Source organism: Paraburkholderia sp. BR14374, from assembly GCF_040948685.1.
Taxonomy (GTDB): domain Bacteria; phylum Pseudomonadota; class Gammaproteobacteria; order Burkholderiales; family Burkholderiaceae; genus Paraburkholderia; species Paraburkholderia youngii.
Window position 1 is genome coordinate 559,070 of record NZ_JBFPKF010000003.1, and the last position, 23,767, is coordinate 582,836.

The 23,767-nt window shown below is 64.5% G+C and carries 25 protein-coding genes; 15 read left to right on the plus strand and 10 right to left on the minus strand.

Features of this window, described 5'->3' with window-relative positions:
• Nucleotides 1–154: 154 nt before the first annotated feature.
• Nucleotides 155–1,387: an ABC transporter substrate-binding protein gene (locus AB3X86_RS09725; RefSeq protein WP_368595781.1), complete on the minus strand. Its 1,233-nt coding sequence runs from the start codon at nucleotides 1,385–1,387 to the stop codon at nucleotides 155–157.
• A gap of 316 nt (nucleotides 1,388–1,703) precedes the next feature.
• Here AB3X86_RS09725 and AB3X86_RS09730 point away from each other — a divergent pair, with 316 nt between their 5' ends.
• From AB3X86_RS09730 to AB3X86_RS09745, 4 genes are all read left to right on the plus strand, one after another.
• A complete protein-coding gene (locus AB3X86_RS09730; RefSeq protein ID WP_368595782.1) occupies nucleotides 1,704–2,477 on the plus strand; it encodes an SDR family oxidoreductase in 774 nt (257 codons plus the stop codon).
• Nucleotides 2,478–2,541: 64 nt separating this feature from the next.
• Nucleotides 2,542–3,624: an ABC transporter ATP-binding protein gene (locus tag AB3X86_RS09735; RefSeq protein WP_368595783.1), complete on the plus strand. Its 1,083-nt coding sequence runs from the start codon at nucleotides 2,542–2,544 to the stop codon at nucleotides 3,622–3,624.
• A gap of 70 nt (nucleotides 3,625–3,694) precedes the next feature.
• Nucleotides 3,695–4,558 (plus strand): MurR/RpiR family transcriptional regulator, encoded by an 864-nt coding sequence (locus AB3X86_RS09740; protein ID WP_176106831.1) that lies wholly within the window; start codon nucleotides 3,695–3,697, stop codon nucleotides 4,556–4,558.
• A gap of 421 nt (nucleotides 4,559–4,979) precedes the next feature.
• Nucleotides 4,980–6,215, plus strand: coding sequence for a YbfB/YjiJ family MFS transporter (locus AB3X86_RS09745; RefSeq protein WP_368595784.1), 1,236 nt, complete (start codon nucleotides 4,980–4,982; stop codon nucleotides 6,213–6,215).
• Nucleotides 6,216–6,238: 23 nt separating this feature from the next.
• Here the strand turns inward: AB3X86_RS09745 and AB3X86_RS09750 are convergent, their stop codons facing one another.
• The 4 genes from AB3X86_RS09750 to AB3X86_RS09765 are packed head-to-tail and all read right to left on the minus strand — an operon-like array spanning nucleotide 6,239 to nucleotide 9,737.
• The gene (locus tag AB3X86_RS09750) at nucleotides 6,239–6,613 is read right to left on the minus strand and encodes a GtrA family protein (RefSeq protein ID WP_176121064.1); all 375 of its coding nucleotides are present in this window, start codon (nucleotides 6,611–6,613) and stop codon (nucleotides 6,239–6,241) included.
• On the minus strand, nucleotides 6,610–7,359 hold the full coding sequence (locus AB3X86_RS09755) for a class I SAM-dependent methyltransferase (protein ID WP_368595785.1): 750 nt from the start codon (nucleotides 7,357–7,359) through the stop codon (nucleotides 6,610–6,612). The genes AB3X86_RS09750 and AB3X86_RS09755 overlap by 4 nt, the downstream gene beginning before the upstream one ends.
• Before the next feature lie 17 nt (nucleotides 7,360–7,376).
• Nucleotides 7,377–8,438, minus strand: coding sequence for a glycosyltransferase family 2 protein (locus AB3X86_RS09760; protein ID WP_368595786.1), 1,062 nt, complete (start codon nucleotides 8,436–8,438; stop codon nucleotides 7,377–7,379).
• Between the two features lie 21 nt (nucleotides 8,439–8,459).
• Nucleotides 8,460–9,737: a glycosyltransferase family 87 protein gene (locus tag AB3X86_RS09765; protein ID WP_368595787.1), complete on the minus strand. Its 1,278-nt coding sequence runs from the start codon at nucleotides 9,735–9,737 to the stop codon at nucleotides 8,460–8,462.
• Between the two features lie 673 nt (nucleotides 9,738–10,410).
• Here AB3X86_RS09765 and AB3X86_RS09770 point away from each other — a divergent pair.
• The 11 genes from AB3X86_RS09770 to AB3X86_RS09820 all read left to right on the plus strand — a co-directional run bounded on the left by AB3X86_RS09770 (nucleotide 10,411) and on the right by AB3X86_RS09820 (nucleotide 19,632).
• Entirely contained in the window at nucleotides 10,411–10,620 is a 210-nt protein-coding gene (locus AB3X86_RS09770; protein ID WP_368595788.1) for a hypothetical protein, read from the plus strand.
• Nucleotides 10,621–10,730: 110 nt separating this feature from the next.
• Nucleotides 10,731–10,901 carry a Flp family type IVb pilin gene (locus AB3X86_RS09775; RefSeq protein WP_368595789.1) on the plus strand — a complete coding sequence of 57 codons (171 nt, stop codon included), beginning with the start codon at nucleotides 10,731–10,733 and terminating at the stop codon, nucleotides 10,899–10,901.
• A gap of 67 nt (nucleotides 10,902–10,968) precedes the next feature.
• Entirely contained in the window at nucleotides 10,969–11,139 is a 171-nt protein-coding gene (locus AB3X86_RS09780; RefSeq protein WP_368595790.1) for a Flp family type IVb pilin, read from the plus strand.
• Between the two features lie 30 nt (nucleotides 11,140–11,169).
• Nucleotides 11,170–11,712: a prepilin peptidase gene (locus tag AB3X86_RS09785; protein ID WP_368595791.1), complete on the plus strand. Its 543-nt coding sequence runs from the start codon at nucleotides 11,170–11,172 to the stop codon at nucleotides 11,710–11,712.
• Nucleotides 11,713–11,748: 36 nt separating this feature from the next.
• Complete coding sequence (cpaB, locus tag AB3X86_RS09790) at nucleotides 11,749–12,573, plus strand: Flp pilus assembly protein CpaB (RefSeq protein WP_368595792.1); 825 nt, start codon at nucleotides 11,749–11,751, stop codon at nucleotides 12,571–12,573.
• A 102-nt stretch (nucleotides 12,574–12,675) separates the two neighbouring features.
• Nucleotides 12,676–14,595: a type II and III secretion system protein family protein gene (locus tag AB3X86_RS09795; RefSeq protein ID WP_368595793.1), complete on the plus strand. Its 1,920-nt coding sequence runs from the start codon at nucleotides 12,676–12,678 to the stop codon at nucleotides 14,593–14,595.
• Between the two features lie 21 nt (nucleotides 14,596–14,616).
• Nucleotides 14,617–14,931, plus strand: a complete 315-nt coding sequence (locus tag AB3X86_RS09800; protein WP_368595794.1) for a hypothetical protein — start codon at nucleotides 14,617–14,619, stop codon at nucleotides 14,929–14,931.
• Nucleotides 14,932–14,999: 68 nt separating this feature from the next.
• Nucleotides 15,000–16,211 carry a CpaE family protein gene (locus tag AB3X86_RS09805; protein ID WP_368595795.1) on the plus strand — a complete coding sequence of 404 codons (1,212 nt, stop codon included), beginning with the start codon at nucleotides 15,000–15,002 and terminating at the stop codon, nucleotides 16,209–16,211.
• 36 nt (nucleotides 16,212–16,247) lie between these two features.
• A complete protein-coding gene (locus AB3X86_RS09810; protein ID WP_368595796.1) occupies nucleotides 16,248–17,609 on the plus strand; it encodes a CpaF family protein in 1,362 nt (453 codons plus the stop codon).
• A 52-nt stretch (nucleotides 17,610–17,661) separates the two neighbouring features.
• Nucleotides 17,662–18,639 (plus strand): type II secretion system F family protein, encoded by a 978-nt coding sequence (locus AB3X86_RS09815; protein ID WP_368595797.1) that lies wholly within the window; start codon nucleotides 17,662–17,664, stop codon nucleotides 18,637–18,639.
• Nucleotides 18,640–18,663: 24 nt separating this feature from the next.
• Nucleotides 18,664–19,632, plus strand: coding sequence for a type II secretion system F family protein (locus tag AB3X86_RS09820; protein ID WP_368595798.1), 969 nt, complete (start codon nucleotides 18,664–18,666; stop codon nucleotides 19,630–19,632).
• A gap of 10 nt (nucleotides 19,633–19,642) precedes the next feature.
• Here the strand turns inward: AB3X86_RS09820 and AB3X86_RS09825 are convergent, their stop codons facing one another.
• From AB3X86_RS09825 to AB3X86_RS09845, 5 genes are all read right to left on the minus strand, one after another.
• Nucleotides 19,643–20,284: a trimeric intracellular cation channel family protein gene (locus AB3X86_RS09825; RefSeq protein WP_368595799.1), complete on the minus strand. Its 642-nt coding sequence runs from the start codon at nucleotides 20,282–20,284 to the stop codon at nucleotides 19,643–19,645.
• 57 nt (nucleotides 20,285–20,341) lie between these two features.
• Nucleotides 20,342–20,797: a MarR family winged helix-turn-helix transcriptional regulator gene (locus AB3X86_RS09830; protein ID WP_368595800.1), complete on the minus strand. Its 456-nt coding sequence runs from the start codon at nucleotides 20,795–20,797 to the stop codon at nucleotides 20,342–20,344.
• 97 nt (nucleotides 20,798–20,894) lie between these two features.
• Complete coding sequence (locus AB3X86_RS09835) at nucleotides 20,895–21,422, minus strand: N-acetyltransferase family protein (RefSeq protein ID WP_368595801.1); 528 nt, start codon at nucleotides 21,420–21,422, stop codon at nucleotides 20,895–20,897.
• Entirely contained in the window at nucleotides 21,419–22,006 is a 588-nt protein-coding gene (locus tag AB3X86_RS09840; protein ID WP_368595802.1) for a helix-turn-helix domain-containing protein, read from the minus strand. Before AB3X86_RS09840 ends, AB3X86_RS09835 begins: the two co-directional genes overlap by 4 nt.
• An 82-nt stretch (nucleotides 22,007–22,088) precedes the next feature.
• Nucleotides 22,089–23,147: a M23 family metallopeptidase gene (locus AB3X86_RS09845; protein ID WP_368595803.1), complete on the minus strand. Its 1,059-nt coding sequence runs from the start codon at nucleotides 23,145–23,147 to the stop codon at nucleotides 22,089–22,091.
• Between the last annotated feature and the right edge of the window lie 620 nt (nucleotides 23,148–23,767).

The window sequence follows — 23,767 nt, forward strand, 5'->3', positions numbered from 1 at the left end:
TAAGACGCGCCCGCTTTCTGGCGGCGGGCGCGACGGAATGGGCCGGTGGGTGCGTCGTGCTGCATAGGCTCGAATATTGGGGGTGTGCGCAACGCGCGGCGCTTTAACTACGGCGCCGCGCGTCCCCTGTTCGTCTCGTTACTGAAACCGCGTATCAATGACCGAGCGACTTGTTCGCCTGCGCAGCCGCCGCATTCAACGCGTCAGCCGGTTGCGCCTTGCTCAGATATATCGCTTGCATCGAGTCGGTCACGGCCTTCGCGGTGTCTTCCCAGCCGGTCACGGTCGGCGCGAAGTGAGCCGTGGGCAGCAACGCGATGAACGCCTTGATGTCCGGATCGTTGAACGCCGGGTCCGCCGCTTCGGCCTTCGTGGTCGGCAGGAAGCCTTCGGTCGTCGTGAACTCGACGCGCGGTTCCTTCGTGAACAGATAGTCGAGGAACTTCCACGCGGTCTTCTTCGCCTTCGAGTTCTTGAACATCACGATTGAGTCGGTGACCGCGTAGGTGGCATGCGTCGTGCCCATCGGCACCGGATCGATGCCGTACTTCAGGTTCGGCGCTTCCTTCTTGATCTGCTTCGCGAGGAACGGCGCGGAGATCACCATCGCGACGCGGCCCTGCTTGAACAGGTTCTGCACGTCTTCGCGGCTATAGCCGGTGACGCCCGGTTGCGTGAGACCCTGGTCGATCATCTGCTTGTACATCGTCCCGGCCTTCACGCCCGCCGGCGAATTGAACGCGGCCTTGCCGTCCTTGCCCACCACGTCGCCGCCCATCGTCCACAGCGCGTAGTAATAGTAGACGTCGGTTTCGATTTCCTTGCCTTGCAGGCCGAAGCCGGCGATGCCTTGCGCCTTCAGCTTCTTCGAGGCATCGATCACGTCGTTCCAGGTCTTCGGGCCGTCGGGATAGCCGACCTTCGCGAGCATGTCCTTGTTGTAGTACAGCGCGCGAGCGGAAGCGGCGATCGGCAGCCCGTAGGTCTTGCCGTTGATCTGGCCGGGCGCGAGGAACGGACCGATGAAGCGGGCCTTGAAGTTCGCGTCCATATAGCCGTCGAGCGGCTCGGCGACGTCGTCCTTCACGAAGTCGAGCAGCCACCGCGTGCCGACGATCGCGAGGTCCGCGTTGGCGCCGCCGGAGATGTCCGTTTGCAGCTTCTGTTGCAGCGTGTCCCAGTTCACGTCTTCGATCTTGATGGTCGTGCCGGGGTTGGCCTTCTCGAAGTTGCGGGCCATTTTCTCGAAGTACGGCGCGGTCGCGTCGCTGTAGTGCGCGACCGTCACGCGGACCGTTTCGGCGTGGGCCGACACGGCGATACCTGCAAACGCGAGCGCCACGGCGACTTTGCCTAGCGCGAGGGAAGCACGGGCATGCAACGACATTTTTCTCTCTCCTGGTGGTTTGCTGCCGTCGCCGGCCGCCTTAGGTAAATTGTTTGAAAAAATCCTACATGACGCAAAATAGCTTGTCACGTAGGGTCTGCGATATTTTTTCCTCGGTGATTTTGTGCATAAGATGCTGGAAAGCATGGGGCATTCTGCACTGCGCGATGTTACGGAAACCCACTCTTCGGGATGGCCGGGCAGTCCTCGCAAACGCTTTTTGTAGGAAATTTACAGCGAGGCGCGCGGCGCGGGCCGGGTGGCGGAAGGCGACGGCAAGACGGCCGAATCGGCCGGGCGAACGAGCGAGGAACACATGGATCGTGTCGTATTGGTAACCGGCGCATGCGGCGGTATCGGCAGCGTGTTATGCGAGCGCTTCGTCGAGGCGGGCGACACCGTGCTCGCGCTCGACATCGACGCGGCCTCGCTGCAAGCGCTGAGCGCGCGACTCGGCGCAAGCAGGATCGTGCCGGTCGCGGTCGATCTCGGCGACGCCGCCGCGGTGCAGCAAGCGGTGGCCGCGGCGGTCGCGCAGCGCGGACCGGTCGACGTGCTGGTCGCGAACGCGGGCGCGGCGCTCGGCGCGTCGCTCGCGACTACCGACGCCGCGAGCTGGCAGCGCGACATCCATCTGAATCTGAACGGCACGTATCACACGGTCGAGGCGGTGCGCGCGTCGATGATCGAACGGCAGCGCGGCGCGCTCGTGCTGATCGGCTCCGTGAACGGTCTTGCGGCGCTCGGTCATCCAGCATATAGCGCCGCGAAGGCCGGCCTGATCAGCTATACGAAGGCGCTCGCGATCGAGCTGGGCCGCTATGGCATTCGCGCGAACATCGTATGCCCGGGCACTGTGAAGACGCAGGCGTGGCGGGCCCGCGTCGACAAGAATCCGCAGGTGTTCGAGGAGCTGAAGAAGTGGTACCCGTTGCGCGACTTCGCGACGCCCGACGACATCGCCGACGCGGTGCTGTTTCTCGCGTCGCCGCAAGCGCGCGTGATCACCGGTGTCGCGTTGCCGGTCGACGGCGGCTTGATGGCGGGCAACCGGCTAATGGCGCAGGAGCTGACGCTCGAGTCGTTCTGAGCCGCGCACGGCGCGCGCATTACGACACCCGCACTACAACACGCAGCAAGACGATGAGGACAGCATGGCAGCAGTGCAACTGAGCGGCATCTTCAAACGCTATGGCGACACCCAGGTCGTGCACGGCATCGATCTCGACATCGACGACGGCGAGTTCGTCGTGCTGGTCGGTCCGTCGGGCTGCGGCAAGAGCACGCTGATGCGGATGGTGGCCGGGCTCGAGGAAATCAGCGGCGGCGATCTGATGATCGGCGGCACGCGCGCGAATACGCTCGCGCCGCAGCAGCGCAATATCTCGATGGTGTTCCAGAGCTACGCGCTGTATCCGCATCTGTCGGTGTATGAAAACATCGCGTTCGGTCCGAGAATCCGCAAAGAGTCGTCGGAGAAATACAAGCCGCGCATCGATGCGGCCGCGAAGATGCTGAACCTCAGCGGCTATCTGGACCGTTTGCCGCGCGCGCTGTCGGGCGGTCAGCGGCAACGTGTCGCGATGGGCCGCGCGGTGGTGCGCGAGCCGTCGCTGTTCCTGTTCGACGAGCCGCTGTCGAACCTCGACGCAAAGCTGCGTGTGCAGATGCGCACCGAAATCAAGGCGCTGCATCAGCGCTTGAAGAACACGGTGATCTACGTCACGCACGATCAGATCGAAGCAATGACGATGGCCGATCGCATCGTCGTGATGAACGCGGGACGGATCGAGCAGATCGGCCGTCCGCTCGAACTCTATGACCGGCCGGCGAATCTGTTCGTCGCGAGCTTCCTCGGCTCGCCGTCGATGAATTTCGTCGAGGGCGTGATCGTCACTCGCACCCAGGGTGCGGGCCTCGTATTGAAGCTCGCGGACGGCAGCGAGGTCGCGCTCGAAAGTACGCCTGCGTCGGCCGTGGTCGGTGCGCAGGCCACGCTCGGCGTGCGGCCCGAGCACATCGAGATCACGGCGCAGATACCGGATGCCGCGCTCGACGTCGAAGTGATCGAGCCAACTGGCGCCGAGACGCACTTGTACGGGAAAATAGGCGGCTCCGCGTGGTGCGTGACAACGCGCGAACGCTCGAAGATCGAGCCCGGTCAGCGTGTTGCGCTGCGTCTGCCGGCCGAACACATTCATCTGTTCGATACGGAGAGTGGACGCAGGCTGGTTTGATCAGGCCGATTGAAGCGAAGAAGCTGCGAGCGACGCGGAACCATATGAAACAGCCCCTAAGGAACACCGGGTGTCCGCACCGAACTTGATTCCCCATATCCGCAACGCACTCGCGAGTCTGCGGCCCGCCGAGCGCAAGGTCGCCGACATGGTGCTTGCCGACGTCGACTTCGCGATGCGCGCGAGCATCACCGATCTCGCGCAGCGCGCCGACGTGTCCGAGCCTTCCGTCACGCGTTTTTGCCGCGCGATCGGTGCGCACGGTCTGCGCGACTTCAAGATGCAGCTCGCGCAAAGCGTGGCGGGCGGATTGCCGTATGCGTCGACCGCGGTCGCGCGCGACGACGACGTGCAGACCTTGATGGACAAGGTCGGGGAAGCGGCGATCGACGGCATCACGCATGCGCGCGGAGCGCTCGATCCTGCGGTGGTCGAAAGCGCGATCGCGGCGCTCGTGAGCGCCCGGCGCGTGTTTTTCTTCGGCGTGGGTTCAGGTTCGGGGCTCGTCGCACAGGATGCGGCGCTGCGGTTCTTGCGCATCGACATCGCGGCGGCCGCGTTCACCGATGGTCATTTGCAGCGTCTTTACGCGGGCCTGATGGAGCCGGGCGACGTCGCGTTTGCGATCTCGCATTCGGGGCGCAGCGTCGAAGTCAACGAAAGCATCCAGATCGCGAAGGAGCGCGGCGCGACGACGATCGCGCTGACCAACGTCGGCTCGCGGCTCGCATGGCTCGTCGATATTCCGCTGCTGCTGCGCGTGGCGAGTCCGATCGATCCGAATACGCCGGGCGTATCGCGGCTCGTGCATCTGTGCATCATGGATGCGCTCGCGATCGGCGTCGCGCTGAAGGCCGGGCCCGAGACGCTGGAAAAGATGCGCCACGCGAAAGCTCGGCTCGTGCCGCATGAGCCGGAAGGGGCGGGCGGGTAGAGCGCTCGAAGCGCTGGCGCGCCGTCCTCTTCGGCCAGCCGATCATTGACACCTTGTTCACCGGCTGCGCGACCGTTGCCGCCGCGCGACCCTTGCCGCCCATCGGCAGATCGGGCAACTGCCACTTGCCATACCTCGCGAGTTGGAGCGAGAAGCTCGCGGCTTCATCCGACCACAGCAACCGCTCATCGATATCGACCGACGTATCGCGCAACGCGCAACGCAGGCGCTTGCGCAGCGTCGTGTTCGGATGCAGCCGCGCGCGCGCTCGCGCTCGGCCACAACTGCAACTTGCGTTGCTCTGCAACTAACCGTCAAGCCGAAACGTTTCTCCCGGCTATCATGGCAATCTGCCGCATTCGTCCGACTCATCATCCAATCAGAACCGGCTCGCAGCGTTCTCGTTCAGGTCCGTCCGCCCATGTTCTCCCGTTCCGCCGACACCGCATCGCACGCTCCAACCACGATCACCGCCCGCCGTCGGCCGACACTGCTGCTGGCCGCCGCGCTATCGCTCGGCAGCGCAACAGCGCTCGGCCTCGCGCGCTTCGCCTACGCGCTGCTGTTGCCGTCGATGAAGCTCGACCTCGGCTGGAGCTTCGCGCAGGCCGGCGCGATGAACACCGCGAACGCGCTCGGCTATCTGCTCGGCGCGCTGGTGTTTCCGCGCCTCGCGCGCCGCTGGTCGGCGGGCGCGCTGTTCGCGGGCGGTTGCGTGCTGACCGCGCTGTTGATGGCCGGCAGCGGCCTCACCGCCAGCACGGATGCGCTGCTGACACTGCGCGTAATCACTGGCGCGAGCAGCGCGGCGATCTTCATCGGCGGCGGCGTGCTCGCGGCGCGGCTCGCGTCGGCGCGCCCGCGCGACGCGGGGCTCGTGCTCGGTCTGTATTACGGGGGCACCGGCTGGGGGATCGTCGCGTCGTCGTTGCTGGTGCCGGTGACGATCCTTGACGCCGCCCACGGCTGGCAGTTCGCGTGGTTCGCGCTCGCGGCGGCCTGCGCGCTGTTCGCCGCGGTCGCGATCGGCGCGTCGCGCAGAATCGAGCGCGCGCATACGAGCGCGGCGGCTGCCGCGCATGCAGCCGGCGCCACTTCCGCGCCGGGTTGGCCGCAGTTCGCAGCCGCGCTCGCGGGCTACGGACTGTTCGGCGTCGGCTATATCGGCTACATGACGTTCATCGTCGCGCTGCTGCGCAACGCCGGCATGAGCGCGGCGGTCGTCACCGGCTTCTATCTGCTGCTCGGCGCCGCGACCGTGGTGTCGGCGCGGATCTGGTCGACGCTGCTCGATCGCATGCGCGGCGGCCAGGCGCTCGCCGTGCTCAACGCGCTGCTGGCGATCGCGACGCTGCTGCCCGCGCTGTTCACGCAGCCGTGGGTCGCGTTCGTTTCGGGCACGCTGTTCGGCGCGACGTTCCTGTCGGCGGTCGCATCGACGACCGCGTTCGTGCGCCACAATCTGCCCGCGAGCCACTGGGCGAAGGGCATCAGCGCCTTCACGATCGTGTTCGCGTTCGGGCAGATCGTCGGGCCGGTAGTGATCGGCTGGGTGTCGGATGGCGCCGGGCTCGCGCGCGGGCTCGTGTATTCGGCGCTGCTGCTGGCGGGCGGCGCGGTACTCGCGGCGTGTCAGAAGGCGTTGCGCACGGCGTGAGCCGCGTTACGCGCACTTCGTATTCAGCGATAGGTCCAGCACCGATGCGCGATGAACGTGAGCGGCGGCACCACGCACACGACGAGCCCGATACCGAGCGCGGGCGGGCCGCCCGCGAGCTGCGTCAGGCGCGATACGAGCGCGGTCAACGTCAGGCCGCCCAGCGATACGAGCACGAACCGCCCAGCGTTCATCAACGCGGGCAGCGCCGAAAAACTCCAGAACGTGTTCAACAGATACGAGGCCGCCGTCGCCCACGTGAACGCGATCGCGTTGGCCCACGGCGGCGACATGCCGGCGTCCGCGATCAGCGTCAGCGCAATGCACACATGCAGGCCGGTCGCGATGACGCCGCTCGCGCCGAAGCGCATCAGCTTGACTCGATCGACCAGCATCATCGCGGCGCTCCTTCGCGCTTGCGCAGGACCGCGAACAGCGATACGCCATAAGGCAGCGGCGCATGCGCGAGCCAGTGGCGCTCGGCGCTGAAAATGCGGTACAGCGCCGCGTTGAGCGGCCACGGCGGAATCGCGTCGCCGCTCGAATGCTGGCGATGCAGCAGCCGATCGGCCCAGCGTGCGACCACCGCGACCGGATAGAGCAGCGTGTTGAAATAGCTGACGCGTTCGACTTCGTAGCCGGCCACGGCCGCGCAGCGCATCAGCGAAGTGCGGCTATAGCGGCGGTAGTGATGCAGGAAAACATCGTGCGCGCTCCACAGATGTTGTCCGGCCGGCACCGTCACGACGATGCGGCCTCCCGGTGTCAGCAGATCGCGCATGCCTGCGAGCGAGCCGGCGTCGTCGGCGATATGTTCGAGGCAGTCGAAGAAGCAGATCAGGTCGAAGCGTTCGCCGTCGAACGGCACGTCGTCGGGGCAGTGGCCCGCGCGGATGTCGAACTGCTTGCCGGTCTTGCGCGCGCTCAGCGCCCGAGCGGTCGGGTCCATCTCGAGGCCGCTGATGGTGCCGAAGCCGGCCAGCATGTCGAGGTTGCCGCCGGTGCCGGAGCCCACTTCGAGCACGCGCGCGCAGTGCGGTAACGCGAGCCGTTCGAGCAGCGTGCGCAGCACGTCGCGCCGCGCGCGAAACCACCAGTGCCCGGCTTCGGTTGCGGCCATTTCGAGGTATGCATCGGGAGACATGGTCAACTCCTCGGCTTTCAGTGGCCGACTACGCGAAACCGCGGCGCGGCCCGCCTGCGTGTCGGTTCGACGCGCCCCACATGCGCCGCGCGCGCATCCTCGCGCACGCCCGGCAATGTGCTGACCTTGCTCTTCGCCTGATAGCGACGCCGCACCAGATAAACGGGCCGTTCCTTCGACTCGTGGTAAATGCGGCCGACGTATTCGCCGATCACGCCGATGCCGATCAGCTCGATGCCGCCCATGAACAGCATCACCGAGATCGTCGACGCGTAACCGGGCACCGGATTGCCCGACCACAGCGTGCGGCCGATGACGAAACCGCCGTAGACGAACGCGAGCGTCGCGATGGATAGTCCGATATAAGTCCAGCTGCGCAACGGTACCGTGCTGAAGCTCGTGATGCCTTCGAGCGCGAAGTTCCACAGCCGCCAGCCGGAGAACTTCGAGTGGCCGGCGCTGCGCGGCTCGCGTTCGTATTCGACGATCACGGTGCGGTAGCCGACCCACGCGAACAGGCCCTTCATGAAGCGACGGCGCTCCGGCAGGCTGCGCAGCGCGTTGACCACCTGACGATCGATCAGCCGGAAGTCGCCGACATTCTCCGGCAGCTTCACTTCGGATAGCGCATTGTGCACGCGATAGTAGAGCGCGGCCGCCGTGCGTTTGGCGAGCGTATCGCACAGGCGGTTCGTGCGTTTGGCCGCGACTACTTCGGCGCCCGCGCGCCAATGCTCGACCATCACCGGGATCAGGCTCGGCGGGTCCTGCAGGTCCGCGTCGATCGGAATCACCGCATCGCCGAATGCTTCGTCGATGCCGGCGGTCAGCGCCGCTTCCTTGCCGAAGTTGCGCGTCAGGTCGATCACGCGAATGCGCCGGTCGCGGCTGCTCTGCGCGACCAGCCGATCGAGCGTCGCGTCGCTGCTGCCGTCGTTGATGCAGACGATCTCGAAGCGCGTGCGCTCGATTGATTCGAGCACTGGCACGACTGCCGCGAAGAAGCGGTCCACGGCGTCCTGCTCGTTGTAGAACGGCACGACGAGAGAGATGAGTGGCGTGGGTGTATTAGTTGGCATGACGCTTTCCCGTTTATCGAATTACTTGAGTGGGAACGAATAGGCGAGGGCGGCGTGCTCGTCACGCCCCCAGGTGCTCACGCGCACGCGGCGCAAGACGATCAGCAGCATCAGCAGCAGCACGATCGGGCCGATTTGCGGCAGTTGCGTCACGCGATTGAAGAGTTCGTAGACCGGCAGTAGCCACGCGAGCGCGATCACGCTCTGCTCGCCGCGCAGCCAGCCTTTGTCGATGCCTAGCGCGCTCAGGCTTGCAATCGCGATGCCGAGCCATGCGAGTTCATAGTGCCAAACGTACGGGTTCGCGAGCAGCGTGCCGATCACGAAGCTTGCCGCGCGCAGGCGTGTGTCGCGCGTGTTTCGCCATACGTGCCATACGGCTGCCGCGGCGACGAGCCCAACGCAGGCCTGGGCCGCGAAGGCCGCGACGATCGGCGCGCCGCCTTCGCGCAGCACTGCGAAGGTTGTCGGCGACGCGAGCCAGTATCCGCGCCAGTGTTCGAGCAGCGTCTCGCGCGCGATGCCGGTGTTGACGAAGAAGAGTCGCACCGATTGCACGCCGCACACCAGCACACTGAACGCGCCGAACAGTGCCGCGCTGAGCGCGGCGGCCGCGAGCGTGCGCCATGCGCGCGCGGCAATCAGAACGAGCGGAAACAGCACGGCCATCTGCGGTTTGATTGCGAGCAGGCCGAGGCACAGCCCAGCGCGTACCGGATAGCGGCGCAGCCAATGCAGCGTGAGCGCGGCGATGGCGGCTGTCAGCAATGAGTTCTGGCCCATCATGGCTGGCACAAACGCGCATGGCGACGCCGCGACAACGAACCATGCGAAGCGCGATCCTCGAAAGCTGTTGGCCAGGCCCGACACGCGCACAGTGCTCGCGCTGAACAGAGCGATGCCAATCCCGACAAACACCAGATACATGAAGAACGGCGGCAGCAGCGCGAGCGGCGAGATCAGCACAAGGAACGTGGGCGGATATAGCCACGGCATCAGGCTGCCTCCGCGCAGGTCAACGAAGAATGTCTGCTGGATTCTGTCAAACGACACATGGTCATAGACCTGCGCCGCCGAGCCGTGCAGCAAACCATACGATGCCGACCAGAAAATCGAAAAATCGTAGCCGGGGCGCGGGGCTTTGGGGACAGTGAAGCCGTGACTCGTATAGGCCCACGCCGTCAAAAGCACCACGTAGAGCAAGCACATTGCGGCGCCGTAGACGACGATGCGCTCGGGTGTGAGCCAGCCGTGAATCTCCCTGTCGTCACTGCGCATGCGCCATTGTGGTATGTCCATGATCCCCGCCCCCGTGTGATCCGGATCGGGTCTGTCGACCCGCCGTTCGCTCTGCTTATTGATTCCATTTTCTTAATGTCCGCGCGACATCGATTCAAAAGCTGTGCCGTTGCGCCGACCTGGTCAGCGCATTGTTGGCGGAAATTTATTGGACTTTCAAGCTCGCGTTTTCGAGGCCGCACGCCGCGCACTGCCGATCCCGCCAAATAGCGGGCCAATCGACGGGCGTTATGTGTGCCAACGCACCAAGCGGTCTCGCCGATGAGACGCTTTGGACCGGCGTACCCTTCGCAAAGGGCGGTTTTCGGGGTGAATTTCGTTTTTACCGAACTAGGGAATGTCCTGGGAAAAAATTGCCGAGCCTTGCGTGGCGCGCCTCTACGCGATTTGCGAAATGTTCGTCTGGCCACATAAGGCGTCGCGTCATTTGCACATTTCGGACGCGAACACGGCGCGACACCGCAGGCCACCCGGCCCAAACCCGCGTCGTTACGTTGTTTTCGCAAAGCTGGCCCCGTCTTTGCAATAGGGAGTGCGCGGAAGTCGACAACACGATGCTGCCGATCAGAACAGGCAGTACACCGTGGCGAGGTAGAGAGAACCCACGTCGACTGACTAGCGAGTGCCGGCCTCGAGCCGACGCCAAGAAAAAATCATGAAATGCGGGGGATGTATGAAGAGCCAGCTCAAGCGATTGCGCGACGATAACAAGCCTACGTGCGGCACACCTCTTTCGGCCATGCTGCGCCCGCGGCTCGCGGCCACATTTCGGCTTGCCCGGCGCGAGCCGCATAACTTTCCCCGTTTCCTCCAGTTCGTCTCGTCCAGCGTTGCGATCGTGTGGCTCGACAGCCGCACGATGCTGACTGGGCGGCGAAGCTAGTCAGCAGCTTCACACAATTCGTTGCAGCATCCCGCAGTGCCCGTAGTGCCACCACCCGCGCCAATTCCGGTCAAGGGTTTAATCAGTCAGTTATCCAGAGGAGTAAAACCATGAAGAAGATCATCGCTACCGCAGTCCGTTTCGTTCGTGACGAAGATGGCGTGACCGCCATCGAATATGCCCTGCTCGGGAGCCTGATCGCTCTCGCGATCATCGCTGCGGTCAAAGGGCTGGCCACCAACCTGTCAACGGTTTTCGACAGCATCGCATCGTCGATCTAAGTTCCGGCGCGACGGGCGAACATTGCCATTCGTCCGTCGCCTTTCTTCCGTAAGAAAGGAGCCAGTCATGAAGGATTTGATTGCCCGCGTCACGCGCTTCGTGGCCGACCAAGACGGCATAACCGCAATCGAATATGGACTGCTCGCGGGGCTGATCTCCCTCGCGATCATCGGAGCCGTTCAGCTGCTCAGCGGCAGCATCAGCTCGGTCTTTACCAACCTCGCCTCGTCGATCTGACGCGGCTCCATCATGCATCACGAGATCATCATGACGCTGCCACCTCTGCCACCACATCCTGTACCGCTGTGCGTGATCGTGCTGGCGATCGTGGCCGCGAGCACCGATCTCACCGCGCGGCGCATTCCGAATCGCCTGATCGCACTCGGACTGTGCGTCGCGCTGATCGTGCAGATGTCGATTCACGGTCCGCTCGCCGGCGCGCTTGAATGGCTGATCGGCGCCGCGTGCGGCTTCGCGGTGCTGTTGCCGTTCTATCTGGTGCGCGGCATGGCCGCCGGCGACGTGAAGCTGCTGATGACGATCGGCGCGTGGGTCGGACCTTCGCTGACCTGGCGGATCGCACTCGCCACTTTTCTGATCGGCGGACTCTGGTCGCTGCTGATCGTGCTATGCCGCGGCAGATTCGCGCGCTTGCGCGCGAATCTGCGCCAACTGATCGGCGGGCTCGTCGTCGCGCCGCTCACACAACCGAGCCTGATCGATGCGCAGTCCGGATCGGTCGGGTCGATTCCCTACGGCGTCGCGATCGCGGCCGGAACCCTCGGCATGCTGTTCGCGGCCGCGCTATAGCTGGACGTTTCCACTGAACGATGCGGGAGTATTGCCATGAAAAACAGTCGGGCTTTAGTGATGCTGACGATCGCCGTGCTCGCGGGCTTCGCGGCCGTGATTTTCGCGTCGCGCTGGCTGCTGCAAACGTCGTCGGGCGCGGTGACGTCGGTTGCGGTCGCCTCGTCGGACATCAGCCTCGGACAGCCGCTGAACCAGAACCTGATCCACATGGTCAGCTGGCCGACTTCGAGCGTGCCGCCCGGTGCATTCGCCGACGGCAAGGCGCTCGAAGGGCGCGTGCTGCTGACGAGTCTCTCGCCCGGCGAGCCGGTGCTCGAATCGAAGCTCGCGCCGCAGGGCACGAAGGGCGGCCTGTCAGCGGTGATCGGCGAAGGTCATCGCGCGATCACGGTGCGCGTGAATGACGTGGTCGGCGTCGCGGGCTTCGCGCTTCCGGGCAACTATGTCGACGTGATCGTCAATACCCAGCAGGCGAACAAGACGGACACGTCGCAAAGCATCTCGAAGATCGTGCTCGAAAAGATCCTCGTGCTCGCAGTCGCGCAGCAAGTGAGCCGCGACGACACCGCGCCGAAAGTGGTCAACGCGGTGACGCTCGAGGTGACGCCTGAACAGGCCGAGAAGCTCGACCTCGCGCGCAGTGTCGGCACGCTGTCGCTGGTGCTGCGCAACCAGATCGACAAGCAGACCCCTAGCACCGGCGGCGCGACCAAGCTGACCTTGCTCGACGTGCCGGCTTCGGCGCCGGCGGCCCCCGACGTGCATCCGATGCGCACGCACTATGCGGCGCGTCCGGCGCCCAAGCGCGACTGCGTCGGCGTGCTGTCGGGGGTGACGGGCAGCGTCGAATGTTTCTAGCGCGGTCGCGGCGCGCGGGTTCATGACAGACGCGGCGATCTGAACAAGAAGGCAATCAAAAGACGTCTCGGTTTACAACTATCGAGCGACGGGGGCAGCAACATGAAAACACAACAACGGTTCTCATCCGGCGGCGGCAAGCGTTGCCGCTCGCTCGGCGGCACGGTGCTCGCCGCCGCGCTATGCGCCGGACTTGCGGCCGCGCAAGACAGCGCGGCACAAACGCTGGCCGCCGCGCAAATGCCGCCAGGCTGGGGCGCGCAGACCGCGCCGCTGCCGGTCGGCCGGGGCGCCGTGCCGATGCTGGTCAGCAACACGCCGATGCCCAGCGGCGCGACGAGCGGCCGGACGGTCGCCCCCGTGCAACTGACCGGGCCGAACTGCACCGGCGAGATTCGCGACGAGTCGAGCGTGTCGGTGGCGGTCGGCAAGTCGACCCTGGTTCCGCTCGTCGAACCCGCGCGCAACCGCACTCTCGGCAATCCGGTCGTCGCGCAGGCGACGCTCGTGTCGCAACGCACGCTGTACGTGGTCGGCATGAGTGTCGGTACCACGAACATGATCGTGCAGGGCCGCAGCGGCGCATGCCAGATCATCGACGTGAGCGTCGGCGTCGATGCCGAAGGGCTGCAGCGCACGCTTGCGCAACTGCTGCCGAACGAGCGCGGCATTCGCGTGTCGAGCGCGGCCGGCAACCTCGTGCTCGCGGGCCGCGTGTCGAGCGGGCAGGCTGCGCAGCAGGCGATGAGCATCGCCGGCGCTTACGCGGGTGCGCAACCCACCCAGCAGGATCAGTCGAGCACCGCGAGCTTTGGCAACGGTGGTTCGATCTCGCAGCAAAGCACGAGTGTTAGCAAGGGCTCCGAAGTCATCAACATGATGACGGTCGATTCGCCGCAACAGGTGATGCTCGAAGTGAAGGTCGCTGAGGTCTCGAAGACGCTGCTCAATCAGTTGGGCGCGGCGGTCAACATCCAGGGCGGCTTCGGTTCGTGGACCGGCGCGCTGGTGAGCAGCCTGCTCGCCGGCGTCAGCAGCGGTGTCGCGGTGAGCAAGGCGAACAACAAGCCATTCAATATCGCCGTCGACGCACAGAAGAGCGACAGCCTCAGCAAGATTCTCGCGGAGCCGAACCTCGTCACGTTGAGCGGCCAGGAGGCGTCGTTCCTCGCGGGCGGCCGGGTCTTCATTCCTGTTCCGCAAAGCAACGGCACGGGCGGCTCGACGATTACGCTGCAGGAAGAAGAGTTCGGCGTCGGCCTCAAGTTCACGCCGACCGTGCTGGCCGGCAGCCGCGTGAATCTGAAGGTGGCGCCGGAAGTGTCGGAACTGTCGCCGACCGGCGTCACCGTAACGGCGAGCGGCACGAGCAACACGACGATCCTGCCGCTGATCACGACACGGCGCGCGTCGACGACGGTGCAGATGAACGACGGCGAGAGCTTCGCGATCGGCGGGCTGATTCAGAACAACATCACTGGCTCGCTGAAGGCGCTGCCCGCCCTCGGCGAGGTACCGGTGCTCGGCGCGCTGTTTCGCAGTACGTCGTTCCAGCAGGATCGCACGGAGCTGATCTTCATCGTCACGGTGCATCTGGTGAAGCCGCTGCCGGCGGGCGATTATCCGCTGCCGACCGATAGCTTCACGGGCGTGTCGGATGCCACCGTCTACGCGACCGGCAACATGGAAGGCCGCCGGCCCGCGGCGCAGGCCGCGGGCGCGGCGAACCCGAACGCGCCGCAGATGCCCGCGCAACCGCAAACGCAACCCGCGGCGCCCGCACCTGTTCCGACGCCGGCACCGACCGAAGGCTCGGCCGCACCCGCCGCGCTGCTGCCGCGCGACACCCAGGCGGACCGGCTGGCACCGTCAGCTGCGATGCCGCCACCGGACAAGGTGACAACAACGGCAGCGTCGTCGGCGCAGGCGCAAATGCAAACGAACGCCGAACCCGCGCTCGCCAAAGCCGACGCCCTGAGCCCAGGCAACCCGACGATCAAGACCACCCAGCCTAACCCGTAACGCGCCGCGAAGGAGACTCCCATGAAACTCGAACATCTTCTGATCACGCGCCGCGCGGCGTTGCTGCTGACGGTGTGCACTACGCTGGGCGGCTCGTTGAGCGGCTGCATGTCGAGCTCGCCGATCTGGGACGCGCACGTCGGCGACGCCGTGCGCACCGTAACGCAGATGCAGATCATCGATCCGCATGCGGGCGAGCACACGCCGTCCACGCCAGGCGTAGACGGCAAGGCCGCGGTCGCCGCGCAGCAGCAGTACGACAAGTCGTTCCAGACACCGGTCACGACGTTCAATCCGTTCGTGGTCGGAATCGGCAGCAGTGGCGGCGCTCAGTGATAGCGGACGTGGCGCGGCTGGCGGACGCACCATCCGCCGGCTAATTCGACAGCTTGGTATAGAACATCATGATCAACATCCTGGCTCTCTCTGAAGACGGCGCACGGCTCGCTCAGATCGCGCAGCTGAGCGGCGAAGCCGGCGACTACCGGATCACGCGCGCGATGGGCACGCCCTCGCTGCTCGGCGAACGCGGCGATACGCTCGACGCGTTCGATGTGCTGATCGTCGACTCCGCGTCGCTGAAGGACGCGGAGCTCGCGGTGGTGGAGCGCCTGCATCGCGAGCATGGGCGGCTCACCTGCATCCTGCTGATTCCTGACGCGTCGCCGCAGACGCTGATCGCCGCGATGCGCGCGGGCTTTCGCGACGTGCTGAACTGGCCGCTCGATTCGCACCAGTTCGGCGACGCGTTGCAGCGCGCACAGGCGCAGAGCCTGCAAGGCGGCACGCGCGACACGCGGATTCTGTCGTTCATGTCGTGCAAGGGCGGCGCGGGCACCAGCTTCATCGCCGCTAACGTCGCGCATGCGATCGCGACGCTGCCGCAGAAAAAGCGCGTATTGCTGATCGATCTGAACCAGCAGTTCGCCGATGCCGCGTTTTTGGTCTCCGACCAGACGCCGCCGTCGACGTTGCCGCAAATCTGCGCGCAGATCGAACGCATGGATGCCGCGTTCTTCGACACGAGCCTCGTGCACGTGAGCGACAGCTTCCATATCCTCGCCGGCGCGGGCGACCCGGTGAAGGCGGCCGAGATCAAGGAAGACCGTCTCGAGTGGCTGCTCGGCGTCGCCGCGCCGCATTACGACTTCGTGCTGTTCGATCTCGGCCAGACGCTGAACCGGCTGTCGATGCTCGCGCTAGATCGCAGCGACCAGATTCATATCGTGCTGCAGGCGAGCATGCCGCACGTGCGTGCCGGCCGTCGGTTGCAGGAGATTCTGTGCTCGCTCGGCTACGCGCAGGAGCAGATGCGGCTGGTCCTGAACCGCTATACGCGGCACGGCGAGCGGCCGCGCGCGGCGCTCGAATCCGTGCTCGGCATGAGCGCGTATCAGGTGATCCCCGAGGATGCCGAAACGGTGACCGATGCGATGAACCAGGGGTTGCCGGTGTCGAAGACCGGGCGCGGCAGCGGGGTTGCGCGCAGTCTGCAGGCGCTCGCCGAAAACATCGCGGCGCGCGAGACCAAAGCGGAGCGTTCGCGCGCGAAGGGCGAGTCGCTTCTCGGGCGGCTGTTCGGCCGCCAGTCGTCGCCGAAACTCGAAACGCTTTAACGCGCCAACGCCACACGATCAGAACAGGGGAACGTCATGTCGCTTCGTGAGCAGATTTCCGCGCAACGGGCGCAGCCGCTGGGCGAACGCCACGACCCGGCGAGCGCCGGCATGGTGCGCGGCGCCTACCAGAAACTGAAACGGGAGATTCATCAGGCGGTGCTCGAACGCGTCGAGCTCGAACGGCTGTCGAGGTTGCCGCCCGAGCAGGTGCGTCAGGAGATCGCGACGTTGATCGGACGCATTCTCGAAGACCAGAAGGCGCCCGCCAACGATCTCGAACGCCGGCAACTCGTCGGCGACGTGCACGATGAAATGTTCGGCTTCGGTCCGCTCGAAGTGCTGCTGCGTGACCCGACCGTGTCCGACATTCTGGTGAATACGCATCGTCAGACGTACGTCGAGCGCCGCGGCCGGCTGGAGGCGACCGACGTCACCTTCTACGACGACGCGCATCTGATGAAAGTCATCGAGAAGATCGTCTCAGGGGTCGGCCGCCATATCGACGAATCGAGCCCGATGGTCGACGCACGCCTGCCGGACGGCTCGCGCGTGAACGCGATCATCCGGCCCTGCGCGATCGACGGTCCGTTGCTGTCGATTCGCCGTTTCGCCGCGAATCCGTTGCAGGTTGCCGACCTGATCGAATTGCAGAGCCTGACGCCGCCGATGGCTGAAGTGCTCGACGCGCTCGCGCGCGCGAAGGTGAACATGCTCGTGTCGGGCGGCACGGGCAGCGGCAAGACCACGCTGCTGAACCTGCTGTCCGGTTTCATTCCGGGTGACGAGCGCATCGTCACGATCGAGGACGCGGCCGAGCTGCAGCTGCGCCAGCAACACGTGCTGCGGCTGGAGACGCGCTCGCCGAACATCGAGGGACGCGGCGAGATCACGCAGCGCACGCTGGTGCGCAATGCGCTGCGGATGCGCCCCGATCGCATCATTCTCGGCGAGGTGCGCGGCGCCGAAGCGCTCGACATGCTGAACGCGATGAACACCGGCCACGAAGGCTCGCTGTCGACGATCCACGCGAATACACCGCGCGATGCACTGACGCGCCTCGAAAACATGATGACGCTCGGCGGCCTGTCCCTGCCGACACGCACGATGCGCCAGCAGATTTCGTCGGCGATTTCGGTGATCGTGCAAGCCACGCGACTGACCGACGGCCGCCGCAAGATCGTCAGCATTTCGGAGCTGACCGGCATGGAGGGCGACATGATCAACATGCAGGAGATCTTCGTGTTCCGCCGCTCCGGGGTGGATACCAAGGGCAATGTGCGCGGCCATTTCTGCGCAACCGGCGTGCGGCCCAAATTCGCCGAACGCTTGCAGGCATTCGGCGTGGCGCCGTCGGACCAGGTCTACGATCCGGCGCGGCGCTTCGAAACGACATGACGTCGATGGGCCACGCGCGCTGTGCGCTCGCCCGTTGTTTCAGGAGACTTGCATGAGCCCGATTTTCTACGCGTCGATCATTCTGCTGTTCGCGGCCGTGGTGCTGGCGACGGGCGGCGTCTACGAGTATTGGAACAGCCGGCACGGCCCGGTCGCGCGCCGCGTCGATTCGCGGATTCGCGCGGTATCGGCCGGTGGTCCAATGAGCAGGCAGCGTCTGTCGATTCTGAAGTCGCGCACGATGGCCGAGTCGGCTGTGCTCACGCGGCTGTTGCTGCGCATTCCGCGCGTGCATGCGCTCGATCTGTTTCTGCAGCAGTCGGGGCTGTCCTGGTCGGTCGGGCGACTCGTCGGCACCTGCGCGGTGTTGCCGCCGTTCGTGCTGATCGTGGGCGCGAGCCTCGCGGTGCCGTGGGGCTTCACGGCGGGCGCCGCCGCGCTATCCGCGTTGCTGCCGTTCGTCTACGTACAGCGGCGACGCAACCGGCGCATTCTTCAGCTCGAACGGCAACTGCCCGACGTTTGCGACATGCTATCGCGCGCGTTGCGCTCGGGCCATGCGTTCACCGGCGCGATCGATATGGTCGGCACCGAGTTCGCCGAGCCGATGAGCGGCGAATTTCGCATCGTGTTCGACGAGATCAACTACGGTGTATCGATCAGCGAGGCGCTGACCAATCTCGCGACACGTGTGCCGATTCGCGATCTGCGCTACTTCGTGATCGCCGTCGTGATCCAGCGCGAGACGGGCGGCAATCTCGCTGAAGTACTGGACGGCATCACCACCCTGATTCGCGACCGCTTCAAGCTGTTCGACAAAGTTCGCGTGCTCTCCGCCGAGGGCAAGGTCTCCGGTTGGGTGCTCGGATTACTGCCGTTCGGCGTCGGCGGCGCGATGATAGCGATCAACCCCGGGTTCCTGAACGTGCTGTGGGAGGACCCGGCGGGCATCAAGATGCTCGCGGTGGCGGGCGCCAGCATGCTGTTCGGCATGCTGTGGATGCGGCATATCGTGAAGATCCGGGTCTGAACGCGAGGTCATCGGAGAAGGACCATGCAAACACTGAACATTACGCAGATTCTGTTGCTCGCCGCCGTATTCGCGATCGTCTTCGCGGCCGTGTTCGGCGCGATGCATCTGAGCACGCCGCGCGACATGAGCCGCCGCATCGAGCAGGCGGGCGGTGCGAATGCCGTGCCGGCGCCGGAGCAACTCGACGCCGCCGCGCAGACGCCGTGGTACGAAAAGCTCGTCGAGATCTCGCAGCCGATCTCGAAGCTGTCGGTGCCGAAGGACGGCTGGGAGCAATCCGCGCTGCGCGTGCAGTTGATGAACGCCGGCTGGCGCTCGGCCAACGCCGTGCCGATCTATCTGGCCGCGAAGACCGCGCTCGCGCTGACGTTGCCGCTGCTGGCGATGCTCGCGCTGTACGGCTCGTCGTTCGCGAGCTCGCTGCTCGAACGCGCGATCGTGCTCGTCGTGCTGGCCGCGCTCGGCTACTACCTGCCGAACGTCATGCTGTCGCGCCGCGCGGCAACGCGCCAGCGCAGCATCGTCGAGGACTTTCCCGATGCGCTCGACCTGCTGACCGTGTGTGTGGAAGCGGGGCTGGGCCTCGATGCGTCGCTGATGAAAGTCGGCGAGGAAATCCGCCTGCGCAGCGCGGTGGTCGCGAGCGAGCTCGAACTGATGCTGCTCGAAATGCGCTCGGGTTTCTCGAAGGAAAAGGCACTGCGCAATTTTTCGCTGCGCACCGGTGTGGAAGACATCGACTCGTTCAGTGCAATGCTGATCCAGGCCGAGCGCTTCGGCACCAGCATCGGCGCGTCGTTGCGCGTGCTGTCCGATACGCTGCGCACGCGCCGCCGGATGCGCGCCGAGGAGCGAGCCGCGAAGATTGCGCTGAAGCTGCTGTTTCCGTTGATGTTCTGTATATTTCCGGCGCTGCTCGTCGTGCTGATGGGGCCCGCGATGATTCATATCTATCGCGATCTGCTGCCTAGCATGGCGGGCGGCGCATGAGCAGAGCCTGTTATGAATTGTCGCGCGTCTCGGCGCGTCTGCCCTGGAAGACCGGGAGCCGCCAGCCGTAGCGCAGCGACGCGAGCCGCACCATCACGCAAGCCAACGTCGCGAACCACGGCGTCCACCAGTCCGTCCAGCCCGCATACGCAAAGCCGACCTGCACCGCCGCGCCGAACAGCGCGGCAGACGCATAGATCTCGCGCTCGAGAATCGCGGGCACGCGCGAGAGCACGACGTCGCGCATCACACCGCCGCCCACCGCGCTGACGACGCCGAGCAGAATCGCGAGTTCGGCATTGTGGCCATACGTGAGCGCTTTCTGCGCGCCCGACACCGCGAACAGACCGAGCCCGATCGCATCGAAGAACAGCACCGGCTGACGCAGCCGGCGCACCTGCGGATACGCGAGAATCGTCACCGCGGCCGCTGCGAGCGCGGTGGCCAGATAGCGCCAGTTCGACAGCCCCGCCGGTGGGATCGCGCCGATGCACACGTCGCGCACGATGCCGCCGCCGCACGCGACCATGAAGGCGATCACGACGATGCCGAACAGATCGAGCCGTCGTTGACGCGCGGCGACCGCGCCGCTGATCGCGAATACGAAGGTGCCGATCAGATCGAGAATGGTGTAGACGGCGTGTGAATTCACTGAGTGGTTTCGTGTTGGGCGAGCGCAGGGAGGGCGCTGCGAAATGCGGACCGTTGGTCAGGAGCTCGCGGGCGGCGCGCTAGCGGACTCGCTTTCTAGCAGGCTATGCGAAAGCTTGCTAAGCAGACGTTCGAGCGTTTTACGTTCGTTCGCGCTCAGCGCCTTCGTGAGCTCGACTTCAAGCTTGGTGCCTACCGCTTCGGACGCTTGCGCAACTTCGAGGCCGTGATGGGTGGCGCGTAACGCGATGCTTCGACGGTCCGATGCATGCACGTTGCGCGTGATCAGGCCGCGTGATTCAAGCTCGGCGAGAACTTTGGAAAGCAGCGTCTTTTCGATCAACGCGCGCTGCGAAACGGCCTTGGGCGTGATGTCGGGCTCCGCGCATACGAGGCGCAGCACGCGCAGCGCGCGCACGTCGAGATCCCAGCGCTCGCGGTAGACCAGGTTCGCGCGGTTGATCAGCAACGCGCTCGTCAGATCGAGCCTGAAAGTCAGGAAGTCCGAGTACAAGAATTTGCTCCGCTGTCGACCGTTATCCGTCGTGCAGGCATTATAGGCAAGTAGTTGAAACTTTCAAATACTTGCGCGGAACGGACTGCATGCGCAGTCAAAGCTGTTTGCAATAGAACGTGGTGGCGCAGAATGCGCCGTCGGGCATCAGCGCGTAGTTCGGCACGCTGCCGACGCGTTGCCAGCCGGCGCGCTGATAGAGTCGCTCGGCATCGCCGCCAGTTACGGTGTCGAGCACGAGAACCGATTTTTTCTCTTCCCGCGCGACGCGATCGAGTTCGTTCATCAGAGCCTGCGCGACGCCGCGGCGGCGTGCTTTTCTGTGCACCAGCATCTTCGCGACGTCGGCGCGATGCGGCTGATTTTCGGGTTGCGCGGTGATCAACTGCACGGTGCCGACGATGCTGCCTTCCCCGTCTTCAGCGATCAACAATGCGCGTTCTCCGCGCGCGACGCCCTCCGCGACGTTGCGCCAGAACGCGAGCGCGGTGTTGCGCGAGATCGGCAGCATGAAGCTGACCGACGCTCCGCCTTCCACGCAGTCGATCAGCACGTCGGCGAGTGCTTCGACGCAGGCCGCCGCTTCGTTCGCGCCGACGCGCCGAATGGTCACGTTATCGCTCATCCGATTCTCCGATCGTTGACTGGCATAGTGTTCAGCGCGACGAGATAGCGCGCGCGTTTGCGAGTAGGGTTACGGAACACGATCGGGCTGTCGAGCCGCATCGCCAGGCAGTCGCCTGTCTTGAGCCGCCAACTGGTGTCGCCGATCGTGATTTCCATCGACCCATCGAGCATCCATACCTGTTGATGGATGTCTGCGTCGCGTGCGCCAGTTTCGTAACTGACGCGCTGACCCGCGGGGAAGTTGACCTCGACCAACTGGATCGCCGAGCGCGCGGTCGGCGACAGATGACGCCGGACATAACCGGAGCTCGGGTCGGTCCATACCGGCTGTTCGGCCGCGCGACTGACTGGCGACGGCTCAGCCGCGGGTGCGCCCTCCTGCTCGAATAGCGACGCGAGCGGCACGTTCAACGCGGTTGCCAATTTGTCGAGCACGGTTGCGGTGGGGTTGCTCTGCCCGCGCTCGATTAGCGAGATATTCGAGCGGCTGACCTTGCTGCGTTCGGCCAGTGCGTCGAGCGACCAGTTCTGAGCGTCGCGTAGCGCTTTGACTCGCCACGCGATCAGGGCGTTGATGTCCATGTCGTCCAGTTTAAGGGATCGAGTATCCAGTAAACTAGAGAATGGTCTTTTTGGTGTCAATACCAGGCCATTGCCTCGTGCTTCAAGTCAACGAGCTTTGCTGCTTTTCAGGAATGTTCGGCGTGGTTTCGGCATTCGACGCCATCCTGCCCGCTGGTCTATCTAGAGGCAATGCCGCCAGTTGTTCACGCAGGGCGCCCGTCATGCTGTCGAACGCGATCTGCTGACTGGTCGTGAGCGGCGCAAAGCGGGTTTGGCTTGTCAACACGAGCGGATCGATCGGTCGACCATACTCACGCACCTCAAAATGCAGATGGGGCCCGGTGGCCGTGCCGGTACTGCCTACCGCGCCGAGTGGTTGTCCTTCGGTCACCGGCTTACCGACACGCAAATCGCGGGCGAACGCGGACAGGTGCGCGTAGTGCGTCGTAAAGCCTCGCGGATGACTGAGTACGACGATGTTGCCGTAACCGGCTTTGAAGCCAATGAATCGCACGGTTCCTGAGGCGGCCGCGCCGACAGGTGTTCCCTTCGGTGCGGCAAAGTCCACACCTGTGTGCATCATCTGTTTGCCCTTGACCGGATGGTTCCGGTAACCGAATGGCGAACTGAGCCGAACGTGATCGACAGGCATGGAAAATGGCTTGGTGGCAAGCCTGCGCCCGTCGAATGAATAGTAGTGTCCATCGGTGCGTCCCGGCGCGATGAACCACACGGCCTGGTGGACCTCACCGCCCGAGCGGAGCTCGACGGCAGTTAGACGCTTGCGCTGTACGTTCGTATCGTCGTGTCCATAGAGGACATGATACGTGTCGTCCTTGTGCGCAGGCGCGGTGACGTCGAGACGAGGAGCGAAAAGATGCGCGATCTGCTGTTGTATCTCCTCTGGCACGCTGGCGCGTGCCAGGGTGTCGCGCAACGTGCCTTCGATCCGTCCCGCGTAGAAACCGCTGTCGACCTCCGGCATGACAAACGGGGCAGCGTCGGCTAACTGACTGCGACTGTTTCTGCTAACAGATTCATTCGCGGCCGGCGCAGTCACCGTCAAGGCCAAAGAGGGTTGGCTTGCGCTTGATGCGTTCACGCGGCTGGCGATCTTCGCTTCCGTCACCCCGTCGGACGTACTCAGCATCGCAATCATGCCGCACAGCAATCCGGCAGCCGCTGGGGACTTAAATCGACAATACGCCGAGTTACCCACCTTGGTGGAAATGGCCTGAGCGCAGGAACAGACGTGACGTAAATAGCGCGAGCGCATCATTTTCAAAACCTCGCAGTCGGAAAAAGGGCTGCAGGGATGAATGACATCGCTTGAAACGCCGCGAAAACCCGATAAACCGACAGAGGGTTCTCTTTCGCGCCATACAACCCGGTAGGAAGAGCCTTTAGTCTATGGAGAGCGGTCAGCCGCCCATATCGGGAGAATCCGATTTTTGAGATTGGCTTGTTGTCAGCGCGCGCGATTGAGCTACGAGCGAGCGCGGTTCGTCAGCCTGGGTCTGGCGAACAACGAAATGCCTCGCTGGTCGCGTACGTTTTCCGCATTCACGATTGCCAATCAAACCTCGAATAACAATTTCCGCTTTCTTTATTCGATTTGATTCAATAACTTTCAATTGGATTATGTAAGAAAAGGCCTTAGCCCCATTACGCATAAAATTACGCGTATTAGTAAAACTACCGATGCTGTAGTCAGACTACATTCATACATTACTCACCACGGAGACTCGCTACAGCCCATCCAGCTGCGCTGATTCTTCT

Excerpts from the sequence above, each read along its gene's own strand:
- AB3X86_RS09725 (WP_368595781.1), bottom strand. The coding sequence starts at position 1,387 with ATGTCGTTGCATGCCCGTGCTTCCCTCGCGCTAGGCAAAGTCGCCGTG.
- AB3X86_RS09730 (WP_368595782.1), top strand. The coding sequence starts at position 1,704 with ATGGATCGTGTCGTATTGGTAACCGGCGCATGCGGCGGTATCGGCAGC.
- AB3X86_RS09735 (WP_368595783.1), top strand. The coding sequence starts at position 2,542 with ATGGCAGCAGTGCAACTGAGCGGCATCTTCAAACGCTATGGCGACACC.
- AB3X86_RS09745 (WP_368595784.1), top strand. The coding sequence starts at position 4,980 with ATGTTCTCCCGTTCCGCCGACACCGCATCGCACGCTCCAACCACGATC.
- AB3X86_RS09750 (WP_176121064.1), bottom strand. The coding sequence starts at position 6,613 with ATGATGCTGGTCGATCGAGTCAAGCTGATGCGCTTCGGCGCGAGCGGC.
- AB3X86_RS09755 (WP_368595785.1), bottom strand. The coding sequence starts at position 7,359 with ATGTCTCCCGATGCATACCTCGAAATGGCCGCAACCGAAGCCGGGCAC.
- AB3X86_RS09760 (WP_368595786.1), bottom strand. The coding sequence starts at position 8,438 with ATGCCAACTAATACACCCACGCCACTCATCTCTCTCGTCGTGCCGTTC.
- AB3X86_RS09765 (WP_368595787.1), bottom strand. The coding sequence starts at position 9,737 with ATGGACATACCACAATGGCGCATGCGCAGTGACGACAGGGAGATTCAC.
- AB3X86_RS09770 (WP_368595788.1), top strand. The coding sequence starts at position 10,411 with ATGAAGAGCCAGCTCAAGCGATTGCGCGACGATAACAAGCCTACGTGC.
- AB3X86_RS09775 (WP_368595789.1), top strand. The coding sequence starts at position 10,731 with ATGAAGAAGATCATCGCTACCGCAGTCCGTTTCGTTCGTGACGAAGAT.
- AB3X86_RS09780 (WP_368595790.1), top strand. The coding sequence starts at position 10,969 with ATGAAGGATTTGATTGCCCGCGTCACGCGCTTCGTGGCCGACCAAGAC.
- AB3X86_RS09785 (WP_368595791.1), top strand. The coding sequence starts at position 11,170 with ATGACGCTGCCACCTCTGCCACCACATCCTGTACCGCTGTGCGTGATC.
- cpaB (WP_368595792.1), top strand. The coding sequence starts at position 11,749 with ATGAAAAACAGTCGGGCTTTAGTGATGCTGACGATCGCCGTGCTCGCG.
- AB3X86_RS09795 (WP_368595793.1), top strand. The coding sequence starts at position 12,676 with ATGAAAACACAACAACGGTTCTCATCCGGCGGCGGCAAGCGTTGCCGC.
- AB3X86_RS09800 (WP_368595794.1), top strand. The coding sequence starts at position 14,617 with ATGAAACTCGAACATCTTCTGATCACGCGCCGCGCGGCGTTGCTGCTG.
- AB3X86_RS09805 (WP_368595795.1), top strand. The coding sequence starts at position 15,000 with ATGATCAACATCCTGGCTCTCTCTGAAGACGGCGCACGGCTCGCTCAG.
- AB3X86_RS09810 (WP_368595796.1), top strand. The coding sequence starts at position 16,248 with ATGTCGCTTCGTGAGCAGATTTCCGCGCAACGGGCGCAGCCGCTGGGC.
- AB3X86_RS09815 (WP_368595797.1), top strand. The coding sequence starts at position 17,662 with ATGAGCCCGATTTTCTACGCGTCGATCATTCTGCTGTTCGCGGCCGTG.
- AB3X86_RS09820 (WP_368595798.1), top strand. The coding sequence starts at position 18,664 with ATGCAAACACTGAACATTACGCAGATTCTGTTGCTCGCCGCCGTATTC.
- AB3X86_RS09835 (WP_368595801.1), bottom strand. The coding sequence starts at position 21,422 with ATGAGCGATAACGTGACCATTCGGCGCGTCGGCGCGAACGAAGCGGCG.
- AB3X86_RS09840 (WP_368595802.1), bottom strand. The coding sequence starts at position 22,006 with ATGGACATCAACGCCCTGATCGCGTGGCGAGTCAAAGCGCTACGCGAC.
- AB3X86_RS09845 (WP_368595803.1), bottom strand. The coding sequence starts at position 23,147 with ATGATTGCGATGCTGAGTACGTCCGACGGGGTGACGGAAGCGAAGATC.